Here is a 17503-nt window from a genome sequence, read left to right as displayed (position 1 = left end):
GACCCGGCCACCACAGCACTGGCCGAGATCAGGGCCCAGAGCCTTGTCCATGGAACGTAGACGGCGACCCTCCCCGGCGGAGAGGAGAGCCTGAGCTTCCGCCAGCACCTGCCATTCCAGGGTACCGCCCCCGACCGTGCCGGAAAAAGCCCCGTCTGCCCGCACGGCCATGCGCGTGCCCGCCTCGCGCGGGCTTGAGCCACGCGCGTCCATGATGGTGACGAGTACGGCGCGGCCGTCCCGCTCGACCATGGCCTTCAGCGTCGCGAAGATCCCCATCGCTCTGCCCGCACCCATGCCGGTTTAAGTACCAGCATGATAACGCTTTGGGGCGACCGCGCCAAAGTTCAATTCGGGGGCCGGTCTTCAGACCAGCCCGGACTCCTCCAGGGAGCGCGGTATTTCCTGGCTGGTCCGAGGACCAGCCTCCCGATTACAGTGCCTTGTCGAGCGCCTGCGTGAAATCGGCGATCAGGTCATCGGAGCTCTCGATGCCGGCCGAGAAGCGCAGCATGCCCTGGCGGATACCCATGCCCAGGCGCGCGTCTTCCTCGAAGCGCTGATGGGTGGTGGTCGAAGGATGGGTGATCAGGCTCTTGGTGTCGCCGAGATTGTTGGAGATGCGGGTGATCTTCAGCGCATTGGCAACCTTGAACGCCGCGCTCTTGCCGCCCTTCACCTCGAAGGTCACCAGCGTGCCGCCCGCCTTCATTTGGCGGCGTGCGAGTTCCACCTGCGGATGATCGTCGCGGAAGGGATAGATCACGCGCTCGACTGCCTTGTGGTTCCCCAGGGCATCGGCAACCTTTACCGCATTGGCGATCTGGCGTTCGACCCTGAGTTCCAGAGTCTCCAGGCCCTTGAGCATCACCCAGGCATTGAAAGGCGAGATCGAGGGACCGGTCTGGCGCAAATAGGTTTGGATGTGGTCGTTGATGAACTTCTCGGATGCCAGGATCACACCGGCCAGACAGCGGCCCTGCCCGTCAATATGCTTGGTGGCCGAATAGACCACGCAATCGGCACCGAGTTCGAGCGGGCTCTGCAGCAGCGGCGTCGCGAAGACATTATCCACCACCAGCGTGGCGCCGGCGCTCTTGGCGATCTTGGCTATGGCGGCGATGTCGAGAATCTCGAGCGTGGGATTGGTCGGGCTTTCAAGGAAGAACACCTTCGTCTCCGGCCGCACCGCCGCCTGCCATTGGGCAAGCTCGGTGCCGTCGACCAGGGTGGAGGTGACGCCGAAGCGCGGCAGCAGTTCCTCGATGACATAGCGGCAGGAGCCGAACAGCGCCTTGGCGGCGACGACGTGGTCGCCGGTCTTGAGCTGGCCGATCAGGGTCGCGGTGACGGCGGCCATGCCCGAGGCGGTGGCGCGAGCTGCCTCGGCTCCCTCCAGTTCCGCCATGCGCTGCTCGAACATCGCCACGGTGGGATTGGAAAAGCGGCTATAGATGAAGCCGACATCCTCGCCCTTGAAGCGGGCCTCCGCCTGTTCGGCACTCTCGTAGACAAATCCCTGGGTGAGGAACAGCGCCTCCGACGTCTCCGCATATTGCGAGCGCAGCGTGCCGGCATGCACGAGCCGGGTGGCCGGGCGCAATTCCCGGGTGGAAGGTGCTGAAGTCAAAGGTTTGGTCATCTGCGGCAATCCCGATAGCCGCAAGTCGAGCGCCAGCGCTCTTTCCCACGGCCCTTTAGCGAGTTGTTTTACGTGGCTGCAAGCCGGCCGGCCCAAATCCACCACGACGAAGACTGTTGAGTAGCCCTACTCCCGGATGGCGTCAATGGATGGTTTCGTCTAGCAAGACCAGGAACCGCAATAAGCTGGCAGAAAAAAGCGAGAGCCATGCCCTCCCCGAACATCCCGCATTCCCCAGGCCTTCTGCACACTTTTGGCATCCTGCCCTCCCAGGCGATTGCTGGCCTGGTCGAGACGGGAGCCGTCCGCATCGAACAACCTCTGGCTTCGGATCAGATTCAGCCCGCCAGTCTCGATCTGCGCCTCGGCGCCAAGGCCTACCGCATGCGGGCGAGCTTCCTGCCGGGGCCGCGCAACACCGTGGCCGAGCGCATCAGGGACCTCGCCTTGCATGAGATCGACCTGACCAAGGGTGCCGTGCTGGAGACGGGCTGCGTCTACATCGTGCCCCTGCTCGAAAGCCTGCAAATGCCGGATGGCGTTCTCGCTTCCACCAATCCCAAGAGCTCGACCGGTCGCCTCGACGTCTTCACCCGTGTCATCACCGACCATGCCCGCGCCTTCGACCAGGTCGAGGCGGGTTATGACGGGCCGCTCTATGCTGAAATCGGACCGCGCACCTTCCCGGTGCTGGTGCGGACGGGATCGCGCCTGAGCCAGATCCGCTTCCGCCGTGGCGAAGCCCGCATCGACGATGCCTCCTTGCGCGAATTGCAGCGCCGCATGGGCTTGGTTTCGTCACCCGACCCGGACATCGCCGGCGGTGTCGCCGTCTCCGTCGACCTCACCGGTTTCGGCGACGGTATCGTCGGCTACCGCGCCAAGCGCCACACCGCCGTTGTTGATGTCGACAAGCGGGCGGCCTGCGATCTGCTCGATTTCTGGGAGCCCATCCCGCATCGCGGCAAGAACGACATGATCCTCGACCCGGACGAGTTCTACATCCTGGCGTCCAAGGAAGCCGTGCATGTGCCACCGGAATTCGCAGCCGAAATGGTGCCGTTCGACCCGCTGGTGGGCGAGTTCCGCGTGCATTATGCCGGCTTCTTCGATCCCGGCTTCGGCTATTCGCCCGATGGCATGGAGGCGGCCCGGGCCGTGCTGGAAGTGCGCTCGCGCGAGGTGCCCTTCATCGTCGAGGACGGCCAGATCGTCGGGCGCCTGATCTATGAGCGCATGCTCGAACGCCCTCAGATCCTATACGGCTCCGGCCTCAATTCGAACTATCAGGGCCAGGCGCTGAAACTATCCAAGCATTTCAGATAGGCCTGACAGGCGGACCTCGACGAGGATCATCGGTTGGCTGGCGCCGCTCGCCAAGCCATCGCGGCAGTAAAAATCTGCACCAGCCCGCCCATGGTCATGGCACCAGCCAATCCGGCCGGGCCACCGCCGAGAACGGCATAGAGCGAGCCGAGGACCGCGACGCCGGCGGTCGCTCCGACCATGCGCGCCACGTTGATGAGAGCCGAAGCCGTGCCGTCGCGGCGAAGTACGATGTTACAGGGCCAGGCTCCGGTGACGCAGGCGCGAGCGGGGCGGGTTCGACGCACGAATGCACTCCGTGGCGGCAACCTCCAATGGCTTGGGCCCTTCTTGACTCCATGTTTGCATCGGATGCTTCGGCCTGCGTCGAAGCATGCCGTTTCGGATTGGTGCATAGTCACTCCAGAAAAAGGATGCCATGCCCGAGATTCCGGATTTTGCCTTTGCCGCATCATTGGTCGCCGATCCCGCTCGCGCTCTGATGCTCACCGCATTGCTCGATGGCCGTGCCCTGCCGGCAGGCGAATTGGCCTATGCCGCCCGTATCGCGCCTCAGACCGCGAGCTCCCATTTGGCCAAGCTGCTTGCCGGTGGCCTCCTTGCCGTCGAGACGGAAGGGCGTCATCGCTATTACCGCCTGGCCGGCGGCCATGTCGCCGAGGCGCTGGAGTGCCTGTCCGTGCTCGCACCGGACCAGGCGGTGCGGCGCAAGGCGATCACCGGCAAAGCGCGCGAACTGCGCTATTGCCGGTGTTGCTACGACCATCTGGCCGGACAGGTCGGCGTCGCCGTGACACAAGGCTTGGTCGAGCATGGCTATCTCGTCCCGGCCGCCGACAAGCAGTTTCGCGTCACGGCCAGCGGCAACGCCTGGTTCGGGTCGATCGGCCTCGATATCGCGGCGCTGAAGCCCACCGCACGGGGGCTTGCGCGCCAGTGCCTCGACTGGACCGAGCGCAGCCATCACCTCGCGGGCCCGCTCGGCGTCCAACTGCTGAGCACGATGTGCAAGCTGGGATGGCTGCGCCGCAGCAAGGACTTCGCGGGCGGTTAAGATCACGCCCAAGGGTTGGATCGAACTCAGGCGACAGCTCGGCATCGACCCCGTTTCGAATCTGGCGGCATAAGGCTGCAGAACACAGATGAAGACCGTCTATGGGCCGTGTGGTCAGGCCACCTAGCCACTTGAATGTTGGGCTGTCGGTGATAGGCTCGAAGCAAGCAGAATGACCGGCGAGATAGAACCATGCCGTTTCAGGCCGTGGCGTCGCAGAGATTGTTTCAGCAGATTGCCGAGCAGGTCGTCGGGCTCATCCGCTCGGGCGAATTGCCGCCGGGCACGCGCCTCCCGGCCGAACGGGACCTAGCCAGGAAACTGGGCGTCAGCCGGCCTGTCGTGCGCGAGGCGATGATCGCCCTCGAAATCTCCGGCTTCGTTGAAGTGAAGACGGGTACGGGCAGCTATGTCTCCGACGGATCACCGCGCACCGGCGAACTCGGCGATGCCGGCCCAAGCGCCTTCGATCTGCTCGCGGCCCGCCGCATCATCGAGGGCGAGATTGCGGCCACCGCCGCCGAGATGGCCAAGCCGGCAGACATCGAGCGTCTCGACCAGGCTCTGGCCTGGTACCGGCAGGAATCGCTCAAGGGCGAGGACTCTTTCGAAGCCGATCGCACCTTCCATCTGGGCATCGCCGAAGCCACCGGCAATCCGGTGCTCACCCGGACGATGGAGCTCCTATGGGGCGACATGCGCGGCCGCATCTTCGACCGGCTGGGCGAATTGACCAAGAACTCGACCAAGCTGCGCACCAACATGGCCGATCACCAGGCCATTCGCGACGCCATCGCCGGGGGCAATGGCCCTGGCGCGCGCCAGGCCATGCAGGCGCATATCGCCAATGTCGAAACCTATTTCCTGATGGATGCCGCGGAAGACGGCACGACGACGCAAACGAGGAACGCCACAGGCGGCACGAGCCGCCGCTGAAAATCAAGAATGGGAGGAATGTCATGACTGCTCAGATAACCCGCCGCCAGGCCCTCGGCGCCGGCATCGGCTTTGCGGCCCTCGGCATTGCCGGCGCCAAGGCGGAAACCCCGGCCCTGCCGAAATCGCCTGTCACGCTCAATGTCGTCGATGTTGCCGGCAACCTCGCCCTCACCCAGAAGGCCATCCAGAACTACGCCAAGGCCAAGCCGGAACTGGTATCGAAGATCAGCTTCACCAAGGCACCGGCACCGGACCTCCCCGGCAAGCTCAAGGCCCAGCAGGATGCTGGCCGAGTCGACATCGATCTCGTTCTCACCGGCACGGACGCGCTATCCGCCGGCCTGGATCAGAAGATCTGGGTGCCGCTACTGCCCGATCTCGCCTCGGCGTTGCCCAAGCTCGACGACATCCTGCTCGCGCCGGCCGCCCGGATGCAGGGGCTGGCGAATGGCGCCGGCGTCATCGTTTCCTACTATCCCTCCGGGCCATTGATCGAATATGCACCCGAGCGCGTTGCCAAGCCGCCAACCACGGCCGAAGAACTGCTCGCCTATGCCAAGGCCAATCCCAACCGCTTCATTTACGCTCGGCCAGCCAATTCGGGCCCGGGACGCACTTTCCTGATGGGGCTTCCCTATATTCTCGGCGACAAGGATCCGAAGGACCCCGTCAATGGCTGGGAGAAAACCTGGGCCTATCTGAAGGAGTTGGGCGAGACCGTCGAATATTATCCCACCGGCACGGGCGCGACGATGAAGGAGTTCGGCGAGGGCTCGCGCGACATGACCGTCTCGACCACTGGCTGGGACATCAATCCGCGTGTGCTCGGCGTGGTGCCCAAGAGCGCTGCGATCTCGACGCTGAAAGGCTTTCACTGGGTCACCGACGCCCATTACGCCTGCATTCCCAAGGGGCTCGCCCCCGAGAAGGTCGCGGTGCTGCTCGACCTGATCAGCTTCATGCTGACGCCTGAGCAGCAGGCCTATACCTACGACCAGGGCTATTTCTATCCGGGACCGGCGGTCAAGAACGTCACCCTCGCCATGGCACCGGAGGATAGCCAGGCTGCCATCGGCGAATTCGGCCGTCCGGAATATGAGAAGCTGATCGCCGAAATTCCCACCGAACTGCCGCTGGAGCCCGCCAAGATGGTGGTGGCATTCAACATGTGGGACAAGCAGATCGGCGCCGCCAAGACCAAATGACGCCCACTTTTGGGTATCGTCGGGAGATCGTTCCCCACCGGGTGGCGGCCTCCCTTTCCGGCATTCGCGGTAAAGCGGCAGGTTCGATGTCACCACTCAACAGCTTCAGCCATCTGAGGCTCGACCAGGTCGGGCGCGACTTCGGCGCCATGAACGCCTTGAAGGATCTGTCCTTCACGGTTCAGCGGGGCGAGTTCATCGCCCTGCTCGGCCCCTCCGGCTGCGGCAAGTCGACCGCGCTCAACTGCATCGCCGGCCTGCTGCCCACCACGCGTGGCTCGATCTGGCTCGACGACCGCCGCATCGACACGCTTGGTCCGGAAGACCGCGGTTTCGGCATGGTGTTCCAGAACTACGCCCTGTTTCCTCATATGAGCGTCAGGGACAATGTCGGCTTCGGCCTGCGCATGCGCAGCGTGCCGCGGGATGAAGCCTCGGCGCGCATCGACACCGCATTGGCGACGGTCAGGCTCACCGACCAGGCCGCCAAGTTGCCCGGCCAATTGTCAGGCGGGCAGCAGCAGCGGGTTGCCATCGCCCGCGCCATCGCGGTGGAACCGCCACTCGTGTTGATGGATGAGCCCCTATCCAATCTCGACGCCAAGCTCCGCCTTGAGATGCGCCAGGAGATCCGCCGCATCCATGCCGGGCTCGGCTCGATCACCCTCTATGTCACCCATGACCAGGACGAGGCGCTTTCCCTTGCCGACCGCATCATCGTCCTCCGCGATGGCGAGATCCGCCAGATCGGCACGCCCGAGGATCTCTATCAGCGCCCGGCGACCCTGGACGTCGCCGAATTCATGGGATTCCGCAACCGCCTGCCGGGCACGATCATCGCCTCGTCCGACGACGGCGTTACGCTGGAAATCGCCGGCGAGCGCATCGACGGCGTCCCCCGTGAGGCGCTGAACGGGCCAAGGGCGGTCGCCGCGATTCGCCCCGACGACCTGACGGCCGGTGAACGAGGTTTCCCCGCCATCGTCGACATCTGCGAATATCGCGGCCACGCCTTCTTCGGCGCAGCCCGGGGCCCCGCCGGCAACGAGCTCTTCTTCAGGGCGCGGCAGCGCATGCAGCCGGGCGACAAGGTGCATCTGAGCGCGGATCCGGCGCGCGTACTGGTCTTCAACGAGGTGGCGCGATGAACATGCCGCCTGCCGTCAGTTTGAAGACGCGCCTCGCCGCGCGCGGTATCGATGGCGTCACCCTGCTCGTCCTGCCGGCCGTGCTGTTCCTGCTGGCCCTGTTCATCTACCCGTTCTTCTACGGACTCTGGCTGTCGTTCCAGCCCAAGGATGGCTCGACCTTCGGCAATTACATCGCCTTCTTCAGCGACCCCGCACTCTACGGCACGATCGCCACCACCCTGTGGATCGCAGTACCGGCCACACTGTTCAACCTGCTCGCCGCCATACCGGTGGCTTTCCGCGTCCGCCTTCTCGACAATCAGCGCCTGCTCACCACCATCCTGGTACTGCCCATCACACTCGGCACGGTGCTGGTAGCCGAGGGCCTGCTCAACTATCTCGGGCCGCAAGGCTGGTTCAACCGGGCGCTCACCCTTGTGGGGGTCGGCCCGGTCAAGCTCGTCCACAACTACTGGGGGGTGTTCCTGTCGCTGGTGATCACCGGCTTCCCGTTCACCTTCCTCCTGACGCTCTCCTATGTCACCGGCATCGATCCGGCCCTGGAGAATGCGGCGGCAACGTTGGGCGCCAGGCCGGCCGCGCGTTTTCGCTACATCTTTCTGCCGCTGCTGCTGCCAGGTCTCGCCGTGACCTTCTGCCTGAGCTTCGTGCAGGCTTTCTCGGTCTATCCCTCGGCCGTGATGCTCGGCGCACCGGCAGGTCCCACCCGCGTCATCACCATTCCAGCCTACCAGGCCGCCACCGAGCTCTATGATTATTCGATGGCCTCGGCGATCGCCATGATCATGGGCGCCATCCTGCTGGTCGTCATCGCCATCGTGCTCGGCCTTCGCTCCCTCGCCTATCGCGGGCCGGCCGGCGGCGGCAAGGGTTAGGGAGGAGACGACCATGGTTCGCCGGATTTCCCGCCCGCTTTCAGAACGCCTGTGGTCCACGGCCGTTTGGGCGCTGACCATCTTCTTTGTGATCAACCTCCTCGCCGTCATCGCGGCGGTTGTCGTCAGTTCCTTCTCGACGCGCTGGCTGGGAACCTGGCTGCCGCAGGGCTGGACTGCGCGCTGGTACGATTCGGCCTGGGAAGAGTTCCAGCTCGGCGGCGTGCTCCTGGTGACGTTCCAGGTTGTGTTCGGCGTAGTGCTGCTCTCGGCCGCGGTCGGCATTCCGGCGGCTTACGCCCTGGCGCGGCGGGATTTTCCGGGCAAGAAGCTGGTGACTTTGCTGTTCCTGCTGCCGCTGCTGGTACCACCCGTTACCTATGGCATTCCGTTGACGACGGTTCTCTACAAGGCGGGGTTCGGCAGTACGCTGGCCGGCGTGATCATCGCCAATCTGGTGCCCGCGCTGCCCTTCGTCATCCTGGTGATGGTTCCCTTCGTCGAGCAGATCGATCCGCGCCTTGAAGCGGCGGCTCGGGTCTTCGGCGCACGCACGGGTTCGGTATTCCGGCATGTCCTGATCCCGTTGCTGCTGCCCGGGGCCCTCGCGGCCTTGCTGCTGGTGCTGGTGCGCACCATCGCCATGTTCGAGCTGACCTTCCTGATCGCGGGCTCGGACAGCCAGACGCTGGTCGTCTCGCTCTATGCCGCCGTGACAGCGTCCGGCGTCAGGGCACCGCAATCGGTGGATGCCATGGCCGTCATCTACATGCTGAGCACGCTGGTCTGGCTGGTCATCGCCCTTCGCTTCATCAACCCGACGCAGATGGTGACGCGGGTAAAACGCCAGCCTGCCCGCTGATCCAATCGCCCCCTCCGACGCAAGCCACCTTGCGCTGACGCGGAAGTGGGATGAAGTTTGCGCTCAAGCACGAATCAAGCACCAATCGGGTTGGTGGATGATGTTGCCAATGGGATGGGAAGCACTCGGCCAGTGGGGTGAAGATGCTGCTCGCATCGAACCGCTCGCTGGCGGAGTCGCCAACGACGTTTGGAGCGTGCGCGTCGACGGACACCTCGCGGTTGGTCGTCTCGGTGTCAGGAGCGATGCTGATCTCGCCTGGGAAACCAACCTCCTCCAGCATCTCGACCGCGAAGGTCTGACCGTGCCAATGCCGATTCCGACGATGGACGGCCGGCTGTTCGCGGACGGTCTGGTGGTGATGACATATGTGGAGGGTGGGCCGCCCGAGACGGAGGCCGATTGGCGTCGCGTGGCCGAGACGCTTCGTCGGCTGCATCGCCTGACGCGGGGTTGGCCGCAGCGCCCGGGCTGGCGATCGTCGACCGATCTCCTCAACGCCGAAACCGGGACCAAGATCAATCTCAGCGCGATGCCGCCCGAGGGCGTTGCTCGATGCCGAGTTGCGTGGGCGCGGCTTACCGGACGTCAGACATGCGTCGTCCACGGCAATCCCAGCAACCCTGGCAACATCCGCATGACCGCGGATCGGGTCGCCTTGATCGACTGGGACGAGGCGCATGTCGATGTGCCCGACCTTGACCTAGCGCTGCCCCACAACGCCGCCGGCCTCGATGGCGGCGCTCATGACATCGCCGCGCAAGCGTCGGCCGCATGGGAGGCTGCCGTCTGCTGGGACGACGATTATGCAGTCAAGCGGCTTGCCGAAGTTCGAGCGGTCTGAGCAGCGGCAGCCAATCGCGAGCCCGCATCGAATGCCGGATTTTCCGCTGCTCGGTCGACGCGGTCCCCTCAACCCGCCCCCTCGTCACGAGGCTTCGGCGGAGAATAGGTCTGTGACCCACAATCGTACGCCGTCCGCAAGGCAGCTTTCATCGGACGGGCAGATTCGAGTGCCGTCGGCTGGAGCGCCTGCTTCCCGCACGCGGCCTACAGCTTCTTGACCAATCTCAATGTTTCGGCGGCGAAGCCGTTCTTTTCATAGAAATTCCGGCCGCGATGATTGCTGGCAAAGACGTCGAGGGACAGGGCGGCATAGCCTTGCTCCCGCGCCCAGTCCTCCGCGGCGGTGAGCAACTGCCTCGCCACCCCCGTGCCCTCGGCCGCATCGGTGACGGCCAGAAGCGCCACATAGCCGATCTTCTGGCCGGTTATGCCATCTGCCCCCGGCAAGGCATGCAGGAAACCGAGGCCGACGCCGACGACGTCCTCGGCAATCAGGCTCGAACTCCCCGCCGCGGGATCCCTGAGATTGGCGGCGGAAAAGGCATCCTGAAATGACTGGATTTCGGCCTGCTCATGCAATTCGGTTTCGATGACCGCCGCAAGGCGCTGGCCGAGACCGAGCATGAAACTCATATCCCGCTCTCCCTCCGCCTTGCGGATACGCATGGTCATCGACGATAGGCGGAAGCGATGCCGAGAAAGTCCTCGGCCTTCAGCGAAGCGCCGCCCACCAGCGCACCATCGACATTGTCGACGCCCATCAGCTCGGCCGCATTGCTGGGCTTGACCGAACCGCCATAGAGCACGCGCACGCCATTGCCCTCTTCGCCGAGCGCCTTCACCAGGCGGGCACGGATGAAATCATGAACCTGCTTCACGTCCGCTGCCGTCGGCGTCAGGCCCGTGCCGATCGCCCAGACGGGCTCGTAGGCGATCACGGTATTGGCGGCGTTGGCATCATCAGGCAGGGATCCCGCAAGCTGGCTCCCGACGACATCCAGGGTCTTGCCCAATTCGCGTTCCACACGGGTCTCGCCGATACAGACGATGGCGACAAGACCGGCACGCAGCGCCGCCTCGGCCTTGGCCTTGACAGTCGCGTCCGTCTCGCCGTGATCGGTGCGACGCTCGGAATGACCGACGATGACATAGCTCGCCCCGGCATCCTTCAGCATCTCGGCAGAGATGTCGCCCGTATGAGCACCCGAGGCCTTGGCGTGGCAGTCCTGCGCCCCGATCTTGATATGCTGGCCCGCGGCCTGCGCCGCAAAGCGGGAAACCAGCGTGAAGGGCGGACAGACCAGCACCTCGGCACCGCCGGCCTCTCCGGCTGCGACGCCCGTCGCAATGGCATCGAGCTCGGTGACCCCCTTGGTGAGACCGTTCATCTTCCAATTGCCAGCGACGAGCGGGCGCGGCCGGTTTACTGTCATCTTGCTGATCCTCTTTCTGTCAAACAGGGCAGTCTCAATTTGAGACCACCCTGGATTGCCGAGGCTGCTCGGCGGGGCGGGCTCGAAAATCCTGTCGCCTGTCGGGGCTGGCGCCGGGTTTGCTCATTAACTCGCACCCGATGCGCCGACTTCACCTGAGCGGCTTCCTCCCGATCGGACCTGTGGTTCGATCGGGAGGAAGCCGCAAGGCATCAAACATTTGCAGAGTTTCTGGGCAAGGGCCATCCGCGGGCCTTGCCCAGAAACTCTGCCAGAAACTCTGCTTGGCGTGCTTAGCAACCTCATCCCGGTGGAGCAAGGCGTGGGCACCGCAAGAAACCCACAGCCGCGCCATTGCGACGCCACGTGCTCGTCCCTATGATGCGCCGCCTTTCGTGCGCCACCCCTTCCGGGACCGTTCATGCGGGCCCGAACAAGAGTAGAAACGATGCGGGGTTTCCCGGGCTCTCCGAGACGAGCCTGGAGAATCCTTTTGCCTTGATGGAACCAAGACACCGATGCTGAGCTCATTCCGCGATGTTATGACCAAGGGACCCGCCAAGATCATCACGGCGGGGCTCATGTTCCTCCTGAGCGGCAGCTTTGCCTTATGGGGTGTCGAAGGCTGGCTGCAGGGGGGCAGCAATTCCGACGTTGCTACGGTCGGCGGTTCCTCGATTTCCGCCAACACCTACAGCGAAGCCTATCGCGCGCGGACCGTGCAGATCACCCGCGCCACCGGCAAGGCAGTCACCCCCGACCTCGCCCGCACCTTCGGCATCGACAAGCAGGTGCTCAATGGCCTGATTTCGGAAAAGGCCATGGATGTGCAGGCAGCCAGGCTTGGGCTCGGCCTCGACCCCCAAGCCATGGTTCAGACCGTGATGAACGACCCCGATTTCCAGGTCTCCGTGCCGGGCAAGCCGCCCGCCTTCGACGCCAACGCCTTCCGTCAGATGCTCGAGACCAACGGCATGAACGAAGCGATATTCTTCGCTCGCCAGCACGAGGTCTATGTCCGCGGCCAGATCGACCAGGGCCTGGCGGCCGGTGGCCCCGTTCCCCAGGCACTCCTGCAGGCCGCGGCGCGCTACGAACAGGAAAAGCGCAATACGTCCTATGTCGTGCTGCCGCAGAGCAGCGTGGGCGACATCGCTCCGCCCGACGGCACCGCGCTGCAGACCTATTACGACGAGAACAAGGGTGCATTCCGCACCAAGGAACTGCGCAGCCTGAGCTATATACTCGTGACGCCGGCAGAGTTGACCGGCCGGGCCACCGTCACCGATGCCGATGTTCAGGCCGCCTTCGACAAGGACAAGGCAGGCTCGGCAGCGCTGGAGCAGCGCACGGTCGAGCAGATCGCCTTCCCCTCGCTGGATGAGGCCAAGGCCGCCGCCACCCGAATCGCCTCGGGCCAGATCACCTTCGAAGGCCTTGTCACTGAGCGCAAGCTCAAGCCCGAAGACATCGATTTGGGCACGGTGTCCAAGCGCCAGCTCGGCGACCAGAAGATCGCCGACGCAGCCTTCGCCCTGAAGGAAGGCGCCACATCCGACGCCGTGCAGGGCAGCCTCGCCAACGTCATCGTCAAGGTTACCAAGATCGTCGACGCCAAGACCGTCCTGCGTGGGGAACTGGAACGCCAACGCGCATCGGAAGCCGCCAAGAATCTGCGTGATTCCATCGAGGACGAGCGCATGGGCGGCGCCCCGCTCAAGGATATCGCCAGCAAACTCAAGCTGAAGGCCGTCACGCTGCCCGCAGTCGATACGGAGGGTCGCGACGCCGAGGGCAAGCCGGTTGCCGTGCCGCTCGCCGCCCAGGTCCTTCCCGCTCTCTTCACCGCCGAACCCGGTTCCGATCCCGAAGCCGTCGACGGCCGCGACGAAGGCCTGATGTGGTTCTCGCTCGACACCGTCGTTCCGGCTCGCGACCGCACGCTCGACGAAGCCAAGAACGAGGTAATTACTGCCTGGACCGCGGATCAGAAAGTCGCCAAGCTCAAGGAGAAGGCCGACGAACTCGTGACCCAGTTGCGGGGCGGCAAGCCGCTCGAAGACCTCGCCAAGGGCCTGAACCTGCAGGTCGTGCCGGCTTGGGATCTCACCCGCAACGGCCAGAACCAGCCCGTGCCTCCGGCAGTCGTCACTGCCGTGTTCGCCACCCCGCTCAAGGGCTTTGGTACGGCGCTCGCCGCCAACGGAACCGATCGCATCATCTTCCACGTCGAGGACAATGTGATCCCCGAGCTCGATGCCAAGGCTCCGCAGACCGAGACTCTGTCCAAGCAGCTCGCAGCCGGCCTCGGCCAGGATCTGATGACGGAATATGTCAAGAAGGTCGAAGGTGAGCTCGGCGTGACCATCAACCAGACCAATGTCGACCGTATTGTCGGCACCGGCAGCCTCTGAGTCGATACCATGCTTCTCGAACCTTCCTTCGAGGTCTTCTCGGCCGCCTACTCGGCCGGCAAGGCGCAGATCCTGACGCTTACGCTGGTGGGCGATCTGGAGACGCCGGTTTCCGCCTTCATGAAGCTGGCGGGCGATAAGCCCAACGCCTTCCTGCTGGAATCGGTGGAAGGCGGCGCCACGCGCGGGCGCTATTCCATGATCGGACTGGAGCCTGACCTGATCTGGCGTTGCGAGAACGGCAAGGCCTCGATCAACCGCCATTTGCCGGACCAGACCTTCGAGGCGTTGGGTGGCCATCCCCTCGAGACGCTGCGGGCGCTGATCGCGGAAAGCCGCATCGAGCTGCCTGAGGGCGCGCCGCCGATGGCGGCCGGCCTGTTCGGCTATCTCGGCTACGACATGGTGCGGCTGGTGGAAGAGCTTCCCGCCGCCAAGCCGGATCCCATTGGAGTTCCCGACGCCATTTTGATGCGCCCTACGGTGATGGTGGTGTTCGATGCGGTGCGCGATGCCATCACCGCCGTGACGCCGGTTCGCCCGCAGGCGGATGTCTCGGCCAAGCAGGCCTATTTGCGCGCCGAACAGCGGCTGATGACCATCGTCGACGGCTTGGATCGCCCGACGCCCAAGCTGGCCGAGACCGTCGATCTCGACGCACTCCACGCCCAGCAGGTCTCCAACACCGCCGAAGCGGATTACCTGGCCATGGTCGCCCGTGCCAAGGAGTACATCAAGGCCGGCGACATCTTCCAGGTCGTGCTGTCACAGCGCTTCAGCGCCCCGTTCCAGCTGCCGCCCTTCTCGCTCTATCGCGCCCTGCGCCGCATCAACCCAGCCCCATTCCTGGTCTACCTCCAGCTCGAGGGCTTTTCCGTGGTCTGTTCCAGCCCGGAAATCCTGGTCCGGCTGCGCGAGGGCAAGGTCACGGTCCGCCCCATCGCCGGCACGCGCCCGCGGGGCAAGACCAAGGCCGAGGACGATGCGCTGGCCGAATCGCTGCTCAACGATCCCAAGGAACTGGCCGAACATCTCATGCTGCTCGATCTCGGGCGAAACGACGTCGGCCATGTCTCGGCAATCGGCAGCGTGAGCGTGACCGATCGCTTCTTCATCGAGCGCTACAGCCATGTGATGCACATCGTCTCCAACGTCGAAGGCAGTATCGGGCCTGGTCATGACGCGCTCGATGCGCTCGCAGCAGGCTTTCCGGCCGGCACGGTTTCGGGCGCGCCCAAGGTCCGCGCCATGCAGATCATCGACGAGCTCGAAAGGGACAAGCGCGGCCTCTATGCCGGCGCCATCGGCTATTTCGGCGCCGACGGCCAGATGGACACCTGCATCGTGCTGCGCACCGCCCTGGTCAAGGACGGCGCCATGCATGTCCAGTCCGGCGCCGGCATCGTCTATGACAGCGTGCCGACCAGCGAGTACGCCGAATGCGTCAACAAGGCCAAGGCCCTGTTCCGCGCCGCCGAAGAAGCTGTCCGCTTCGCCGGCCAGCCCGGGCGGGGACAGTAAGGCAGGTGGACGGCATCCATGGCTAAATGGCCCGGTGCCCGGCGATCGGCCCTGCTGACCTTCGGGGCCGCGTATGTCGTGCTGTTCGCCGATTTCTATCTCTACCTCTATCCGGGCGGCATGCAGGCCGTCGCCCTGATGCTGGCGATTGCCCTGCCTGCCCTGGGCGCTGCCTATGGCATCTTCTTCTTCCATTGGCTGTTCGAGAGCGAGCGCTCGGCACCCTATTCCGACTACGGTTTCGGCATCTGGCTGATCTCCTCGCTCGCCTCACTTATCTACATGGCCGTCTTCGCGGGCCTGGGCGCACTCTTGCCCTATGGCTTGGAGAGGTTGGAACTGTTCGGGAACACCGTGCAGATGATCGCTTCTCGCATGACCTTGGCCTCGGACTATTTCGAGCCCATCGTGGGCCGAAATCTCGCGCTCTTCGTCCTGCTGGAGATCTTTGCCTGCGCCTATGGCAAGAAACACGGCATACGCCGACGCCCGATGGCGGCTCCACCCACTCCCGGCACTTCCTAAAGCCGAAGCGCTTGACCCGCTGCCTCCGCACGCCTAGTCGTGATGGCTTCAAAGGAGGCAAGAGCCGTGACGACAGACCGTTCCATGACCGTGACGCTGATCGACAATTATGACAGCTTCACCTGGAACCTCTGGCATTATCTCGGCCAGCTGGGTTGCACCGTCACGGTTCATCGCAACGACAAGGTCAGTGTCGACGAGGTCATCGCCGCGGCGCCCGATGCGATCGTGCTCTCGCCCGGCCCCTGTACGCCCACCGAGGCCGGCATCTGCTGCGATTTGATCGAGAAAGCCAGGGATCGCATCCCGCTTTTCGGCGTCTGCCTCGGCCATCAGGCGATCGGCCAGGTCTTCGGCGGCGACATCGTGCGCCTCGCCATCCCCATGCATGGCAAGATCTCCTCGATCGACCATCGTGGCCGCGGCGTTTTCCGGGGCTTGAACGGCCCCTTCATGGGCACGCGCTATCACTCGCTGGTGGTCAAGCGCGACACCCTGCCAACGGATCTCGAAATCACCGCTGAGACCGACGACGGCGTCATCATGGGCCTGCAGCACAAGAGTGCGCCGCTGCATGGCGTTCAGTTCCATCCGGAATCGATCATGTCCGATCATGGCCACCGCATCCTCCAGAACTTCCTGGAGCTGGCGGCGGAATGGAACGCCAAGAATAGAGCTCAAGAAAGCGAGCATACATGATGGACGGTTTCAAGCCCTATATCGGCAAGGCCGCCGCCGGTTCGCTCTCCCGGGAAGAGGCGGCTGAAGCCTTCGACCTGCTCTTGTCCGGCCAGGCCACCCCCTCTCAGATCGGCGGCTTCCTGATGGCGCTGAGAGTACGCGGGGAAACGCCTGACGAGATGGCCGGCGCCGTCACCGCCATGCGCGCCAAGATGCTGACGGTGGAAGCCCCCGAGGACGCCGTCGACATCGTCGGCACGGGCGGAGATGCCTCCGGTTCCTACAACGTCTCGACTGCCGCCTCCCTGATCGTCGCAGGCGCGGGCGTGAAGGTCGCCAAGCATGGCAATCGCGCCCTCTCCTCCAAATCCGGCGCCGCCGACGTATTGACAGCGCTTGGGGTCAATATCGAGCTGAGGCCGGAAGATATTGCGCGCTGCATCAGCCTGGCCGGCGTCGGATTCATGTTCGCCCCCGCTCATCACGGCGCCATGAGGCATGTCGGCCCCACCCGCGTCGAACTCGGCACGCGGACGATCTTCAATCTGCTGGGGCCGCTCTCCAATCCCGCCGGCGTCAAGCGGCAGCTGCTCGGCGTCTATGCCCGCCAGTGGCTGCAGCCCATGGTGGAAGTGCTCAAGACGCTGGGTTCCACGCGCATCATCGCCGTACATGGCAGCGACGGGCTCGACGAGATCACCACAACCGGGCCCACCGAGATCGTCTCGCTGGAGAACGGCCAGATCAGCCATGGCGTCATCACGCCGGAGGAAGTCGGCCTGCGCGTGGCAGCACCCGATGATCTCAAGGGCGGCGATGCTGCCCACAACGCGGTGGCGCTGCGGGCCGTACTCGAAGGCGAGAAGACGCCCTACCGCGACATCGCCCTCTTGAATGCCGGTGCTGCCCTGCTCGTGGCGGGGCGGGTGCCGACCCTTGGGGATGGCGTAGCCCTCGCCCGCGAATCCGTCGACAAGGGCAAGGCCCTAGCAACACTCAACCGTTTGGTTGAAGTTTCAAACGCGTGAG

18 protein-coding genes and 1 riboswitch are annotated in these 17503 nt (G+C 64.4%); of the genes, 13 read left to right on the top strand and 5 right to left on the bottom strand.

Annotated features, from left to right (window positions below):
• A partial coding sequence (locus ACR9ZN_RS34445; RefSeq protein WP_481274335.1) for an XdhC family protein occupies nucleotides 1-297 on the bottom strand: 297 nt, incomplete at its 3' end.
• A gap of 136 nt (nucleotides 298-433) precedes the next feature.
• Complete coding sequence (locus ACR9ZN_RS34440) at nucleotides 434-1642, bottom strand: O-succinylhomoserine sulfhydrylase (protein ID WP_434956084.1); 1209 nt, start codon at nucleotides 1640-1642, stop codon at nucleotides 434-436.
• Between the two features lie 35 nt (nucleotides 1643-1677).
• Nucleotides 1678-1757: riboswitch (SAM riboswitch) on the bottom strand.
• A 92-nt stretch (nucleotides 1758-1849) separates the two neighbouring features.
• On the opposite strand from ACR9ZN_RS34440, the gene ACR9ZN_RS34435 reads away from it, so the two are divergent.
• Nucleotides 1850-2968, top strand: a complete 1119-nt coding sequence (locus ACR9ZN_RS34435) for a 2'-deoxycytidine 5'-triphosphate deaminase (RefSeq protein WP_454813685.1) — start codon at nucleotides 1850-1852, stop codon at nucleotides 2966-2968.
• 26 nt (nucleotides 2969-2994) lie between these two features.
• On the opposite strand, the gene ACR9ZN_RS34430 is transcribed toward ACR9ZN_RS34435, so the two are convergent.
• The gene (locus ACR9ZN_RS34430; protein ID WP_481274334.1) at nucleotides 2995-3255 is read right to left on the bottom strand and encodes a hypothetical protein; all 261 of its coding nucleotides are present in this window, start codon (nucleotides 3253-3255) and stop codon (nucleotides 2995-2997) included.
• A gap of 131 nt (nucleotides 3256-3386) precedes the next feature.
• Here ACR9ZN_RS34430 and ACR9ZN_RS34425 point away from each other — a divergent pair, with 131 nt between their 5' ends.
• The 7 genes from ACR9ZN_RS34425 to ACR9ZN_RS34395 all read left to right on the top strand — a co-directional run bounded on the left by ACR9ZN_RS34425 (nucleotide 3387) and on the right by ACR9ZN_RS34395 (nucleotide 9898).
• Nucleotides 3387-4022, top strand: a complete 636-nt coding sequence (locus ACR9ZN_RS34425) for an ArsR/SmtB family transcription factor (protein WP_481274333.1) — start codon at nucleotides 3387-3389, stop codon at nucleotides 4020-4022.
• A 192-nt stretch (nucleotides 4023-4214) separates the two neighbouring features.
• A complete protein-coding gene (locus ACR9ZN_RS34420; protein WP_454813682.1) occupies nucleotides 4215-4958 on the top strand; it encodes a FadR/GntR family transcriptional regulator in 744 nt (247 codons plus the stop codon).
• 23 nt (nucleotides 4959-4981) lie between these two features.
• Nucleotides 4982-6166 carry an ABC transporter substrate-binding protein gene (locus ACR9ZN_RS34415; RefSeq protein WP_454813681.1) on the top strand — a complete coding sequence of 395 codons (1185 nt, stop codon included), beginning with the start codon at nucleotides 4982-4984 and terminating at the stop codon, nucleotides 6164-6166.
• A gap of 86 nt (nucleotides 6167-6252) precedes the next feature.
• Nucleotides 6253-7314 carry an ABC transporter ATP-binding protein gene (locus ACR9ZN_RS34410; RefSeq protein WP_481274426.1) on the top strand — a complete coding sequence of 354 codons (1062 nt, stop codon included), beginning with the start codon at nucleotides 6253-6255 and terminating at the stop codon, nucleotides 7312-7314.
• Nucleotides 7311-8192 carry an ABC transporter permease gene (locus tag ACR9ZN_RS34405; protein ID WP_441772488.1) on the top strand — a complete coding sequence of 294 codons (882 nt, stop codon included), beginning with the start codon at nucleotides 7311-7313 and terminating at the stop codon, nucleotides 8190-8192. The genes ACR9ZN_RS34410 and ACR9ZN_RS34405 overlap by 4 nt, the downstream gene beginning before the upstream one ends.
• A 13-nt stretch (nucleotides 8193-8205) precedes the next feature.
• Complete coding sequence (locus ACR9ZN_RS34400) at nucleotides 8206-9054, top strand: ABC transporter permease (protein ID WP_481274332.1); 849 nt, start codon at nucleotides 8206-8208, stop codon at nucleotides 9052-9054.
• A gap of 109 nt (nucleotides 9055-9163) precedes the next feature.
• Nucleotides 9164-9898, top strand: coding sequence for a phosphotransferase enzyme family protein (locus tag ACR9ZN_RS34395; protein ID WP_454813678.1), 735 nt, complete (start codon nucleotides 9164-9166; stop codon nucleotides 9896-9898).
• Nucleotides 9899-10104: 206 nt separating this feature from the next.
• Here the strand turns inward: ACR9ZN_RS34395 and ACR9ZN_RS34390 are convergent, their stop codons facing one another.
• Together ACR9ZN_RS34390 and tpiA are read right to left on the bottom strand one after the other, a co-directional pair.
• Nucleotides 10105-10533, bottom strand: coding sequence for a GNAT family N-acetyltransferase (locus ACR9ZN_RS34390; protein WP_481274331.1), 429 nt, complete (start codon nucleotides 10531-10533; stop codon nucleotides 10105-10107).
• A gap of 35 nt (nucleotides 10534-10568) precedes the next feature.
• Complete coding sequence (tpiA, locus tag ACR9ZN_RS34385) at nucleotides 10569-11333, bottom strand: triose-phosphate isomerase (RefSeq protein WP_481274330.1); 765 nt, start codon at nucleotides 11331-11333, stop codon at nucleotides 10569-10571.
• Between the two features lie 518 nt (nucleotides 11334-11851).
• Here tpiA and ACR9ZN_RS34380 point away from each other — a divergent pair.
• The 5 genes from ACR9ZN_RS34380 (at nucleotide 11852) to trpD (ending at nucleotide 17502) form a co-directional block, all read left to right on the top strand.
• The gene (locus ACR9ZN_RS34380) at nucleotides 11852-13747 is read left to right on the top strand and encodes a peptidylprolyl isomerase (RefSeq protein WP_454813675.1); all 1896 of its coding nucleotides are present in this window, start codon (nucleotides 11852-11854) and stop codon (nucleotides 13745-13747) included.
• 9 nt (nucleotides 13748-13756) lie between these two features.
• The gene (gene trpE, locus ACR9ZN_RS34375) at nucleotides 13757-15268 is read left to right on the top strand and encodes an anthranilate synthase component I (protein ID WP_454813674.1); all 1512 of its coding nucleotides are present in this window, start codon (nucleotides 13757-13759) and stop codon (nucleotides 15266-15268) included.
• Between the two features lie 18 nt (nucleotides 15269-15286).
• Nucleotides 15287-15793 (top strand): hypothetical protein, encoded by a 507-nt coding sequence (locus ACR9ZN_RS34370; RefSeq protein WP_481274329.1) that lies wholly within the window; start codon nucleotides 15287-15289, stop codon nucleotides 15791-15793.
• An 84-nt stretch (nucleotides 15794-15877) separates the two neighbouring features.
• A complete protein-coding gene (locus tag ACR9ZN_RS34365) occupies nucleotides 15878-16492 on the top strand; it encodes an anthranilate synthase component II (protein ID WP_481274425.1) in 615 nt (204 codons plus the stop codon).
• Nucleotides 16492-17502, top strand: a complete 1011-nt coding sequence (gene trpD, locus ACR9ZN_RS34360; RefSeq protein WP_434959626.1) for an anthranilate phosphoribosyltransferase — start codon at nucleotides 16492-16494, stop codon at nucleotides 17500-17502. Before ACR9ZN_RS34365 ends, trpD begins: the two co-directional genes overlap by 1 nt.
• Nucleotide 17503 lies beyond the last annotated feature (1 nt).

The sequence above is a fragment of the Labrys sp. HAY1-8F genome, from assembly GCF_056754975.1.
The sequence above is the reverse complement of the archived record's forward strand: the minus strand, read 5'-3'. Positions and strand labels throughout refer to the sequence as shown.

Excerpts from the sequence above, each read along its gene's own strand:
- ACR9ZN_RS34440 (WP_434956084.1), bottom strand. The coding sequence starts at position 1,642 with ATGACCAAACCTTTGACTTCAGCACCTTCCACCCGGGAATTGCGCCCG.
- ACR9ZN_RS34435 (WP_454813685.1), top strand. The coding sequence starts at position 1,850 with ATGCCCTCCCCGAACATCCCGCATTCCCCAGGCCTTCTGCACACTTTT.
- ACR9ZN_RS34425 (WP_481274333.1), top strand. The coding sequence starts at position 3,387 with ATGCCCGAGATTCCGGATTTTGCCTTTGCCGCATCATTGGTCGCCGAT.
- ACR9ZN_RS34420 (WP_454813682.1), top strand. The coding sequence starts at position 4,215 with ATGCCGTTTCAGGCCGTGGCGTCGCAGAGATTGTTTCAGCAGATTGCC.
- ACR9ZN_RS34415 (WP_454813681.1), top strand. The coding sequence starts at position 4,982 with ATGACTGCTCAGATAACCCGCCGCCAGGCCCTCGGCGCCGGCATCGGC.
- ACR9ZN_RS34410 (WP_481274426.1), top strand. The coding sequence starts at position 6,253 with ATGTCACCACTCAACAGCTTCAGCCATCTGAGGCTCGACCAGGTCGGG.
- ACR9ZN_RS34405 (WP_441772488.1), top strand. The coding sequence starts at position 7,311 with ATGAACATGCCGCCTGCCGTCAGTTTGAAGACGCGCCTCGCCGCGCGC.
- ACR9ZN_RS34400 (WP_481274332.1), top strand. The coding sequence starts at position 8,206 with ATGGTTCGCCGGATTTCCCGCCCGCTTTCAGAACGCCTGTGGTCCACG.
- ACR9ZN_RS34395 (WP_454813678.1), top strand. The coding sequence starts at position 9,164 with ATGGGATGGGAAGCACTCGGCCAGTGGGGTGAAGATGCTGCTCGCATC.
- ACR9ZN_RS34390 (WP_481274331.1), bottom strand. The coding sequence starts at position 10,533 with ATGAGTTTCATGCTCGGTCTCGGCCAGCGCCTTGCGGCGGTCATCGAA.
- tpiA (WP_481274330.1), bottom strand. The coding sequence starts at position 11,333 with ATGACAGTAAACCGGCCGCGCCCGCTCGTCGCTGGCAATTGGAAGATG.
- ACR9ZN_RS34380 (WP_454813675.1), top strand. The coding sequence starts at position 11,852 with ATGCTGAGCTCATTCCGCGATGTTATGACCAAGGGACCCGCCAAGATC.
- trpE (WP_454813674.1), top strand. The coding sequence starts at position 13,757 with ATGCTTCTCGAACCTTCCTTCGAGGTCTTCTCGGCCGCCTACTCGGCC.
- ACR9ZN_RS34370 (WP_481274329.1), top strand. The coding sequence starts at position 15,287 with ATGGCTAAATGGCCCGGTGCCCGGCGATCGGCCCTGCTGACCTTCGGG.
- ACR9ZN_RS34365 (WP_481274425.1), top strand. The coding sequence starts at position 15,878 with ATGACCGTGACGCTGATCGACAATTATGACAGCTTCACCTGGAACCTC.
- trpD (WP_434959626.1), top strand. The coding sequence starts at position 16,492 with ATGGACGGTTTCAAGCCCTATATCGGCAAGGCCGCCGCCGGTTCGCTC.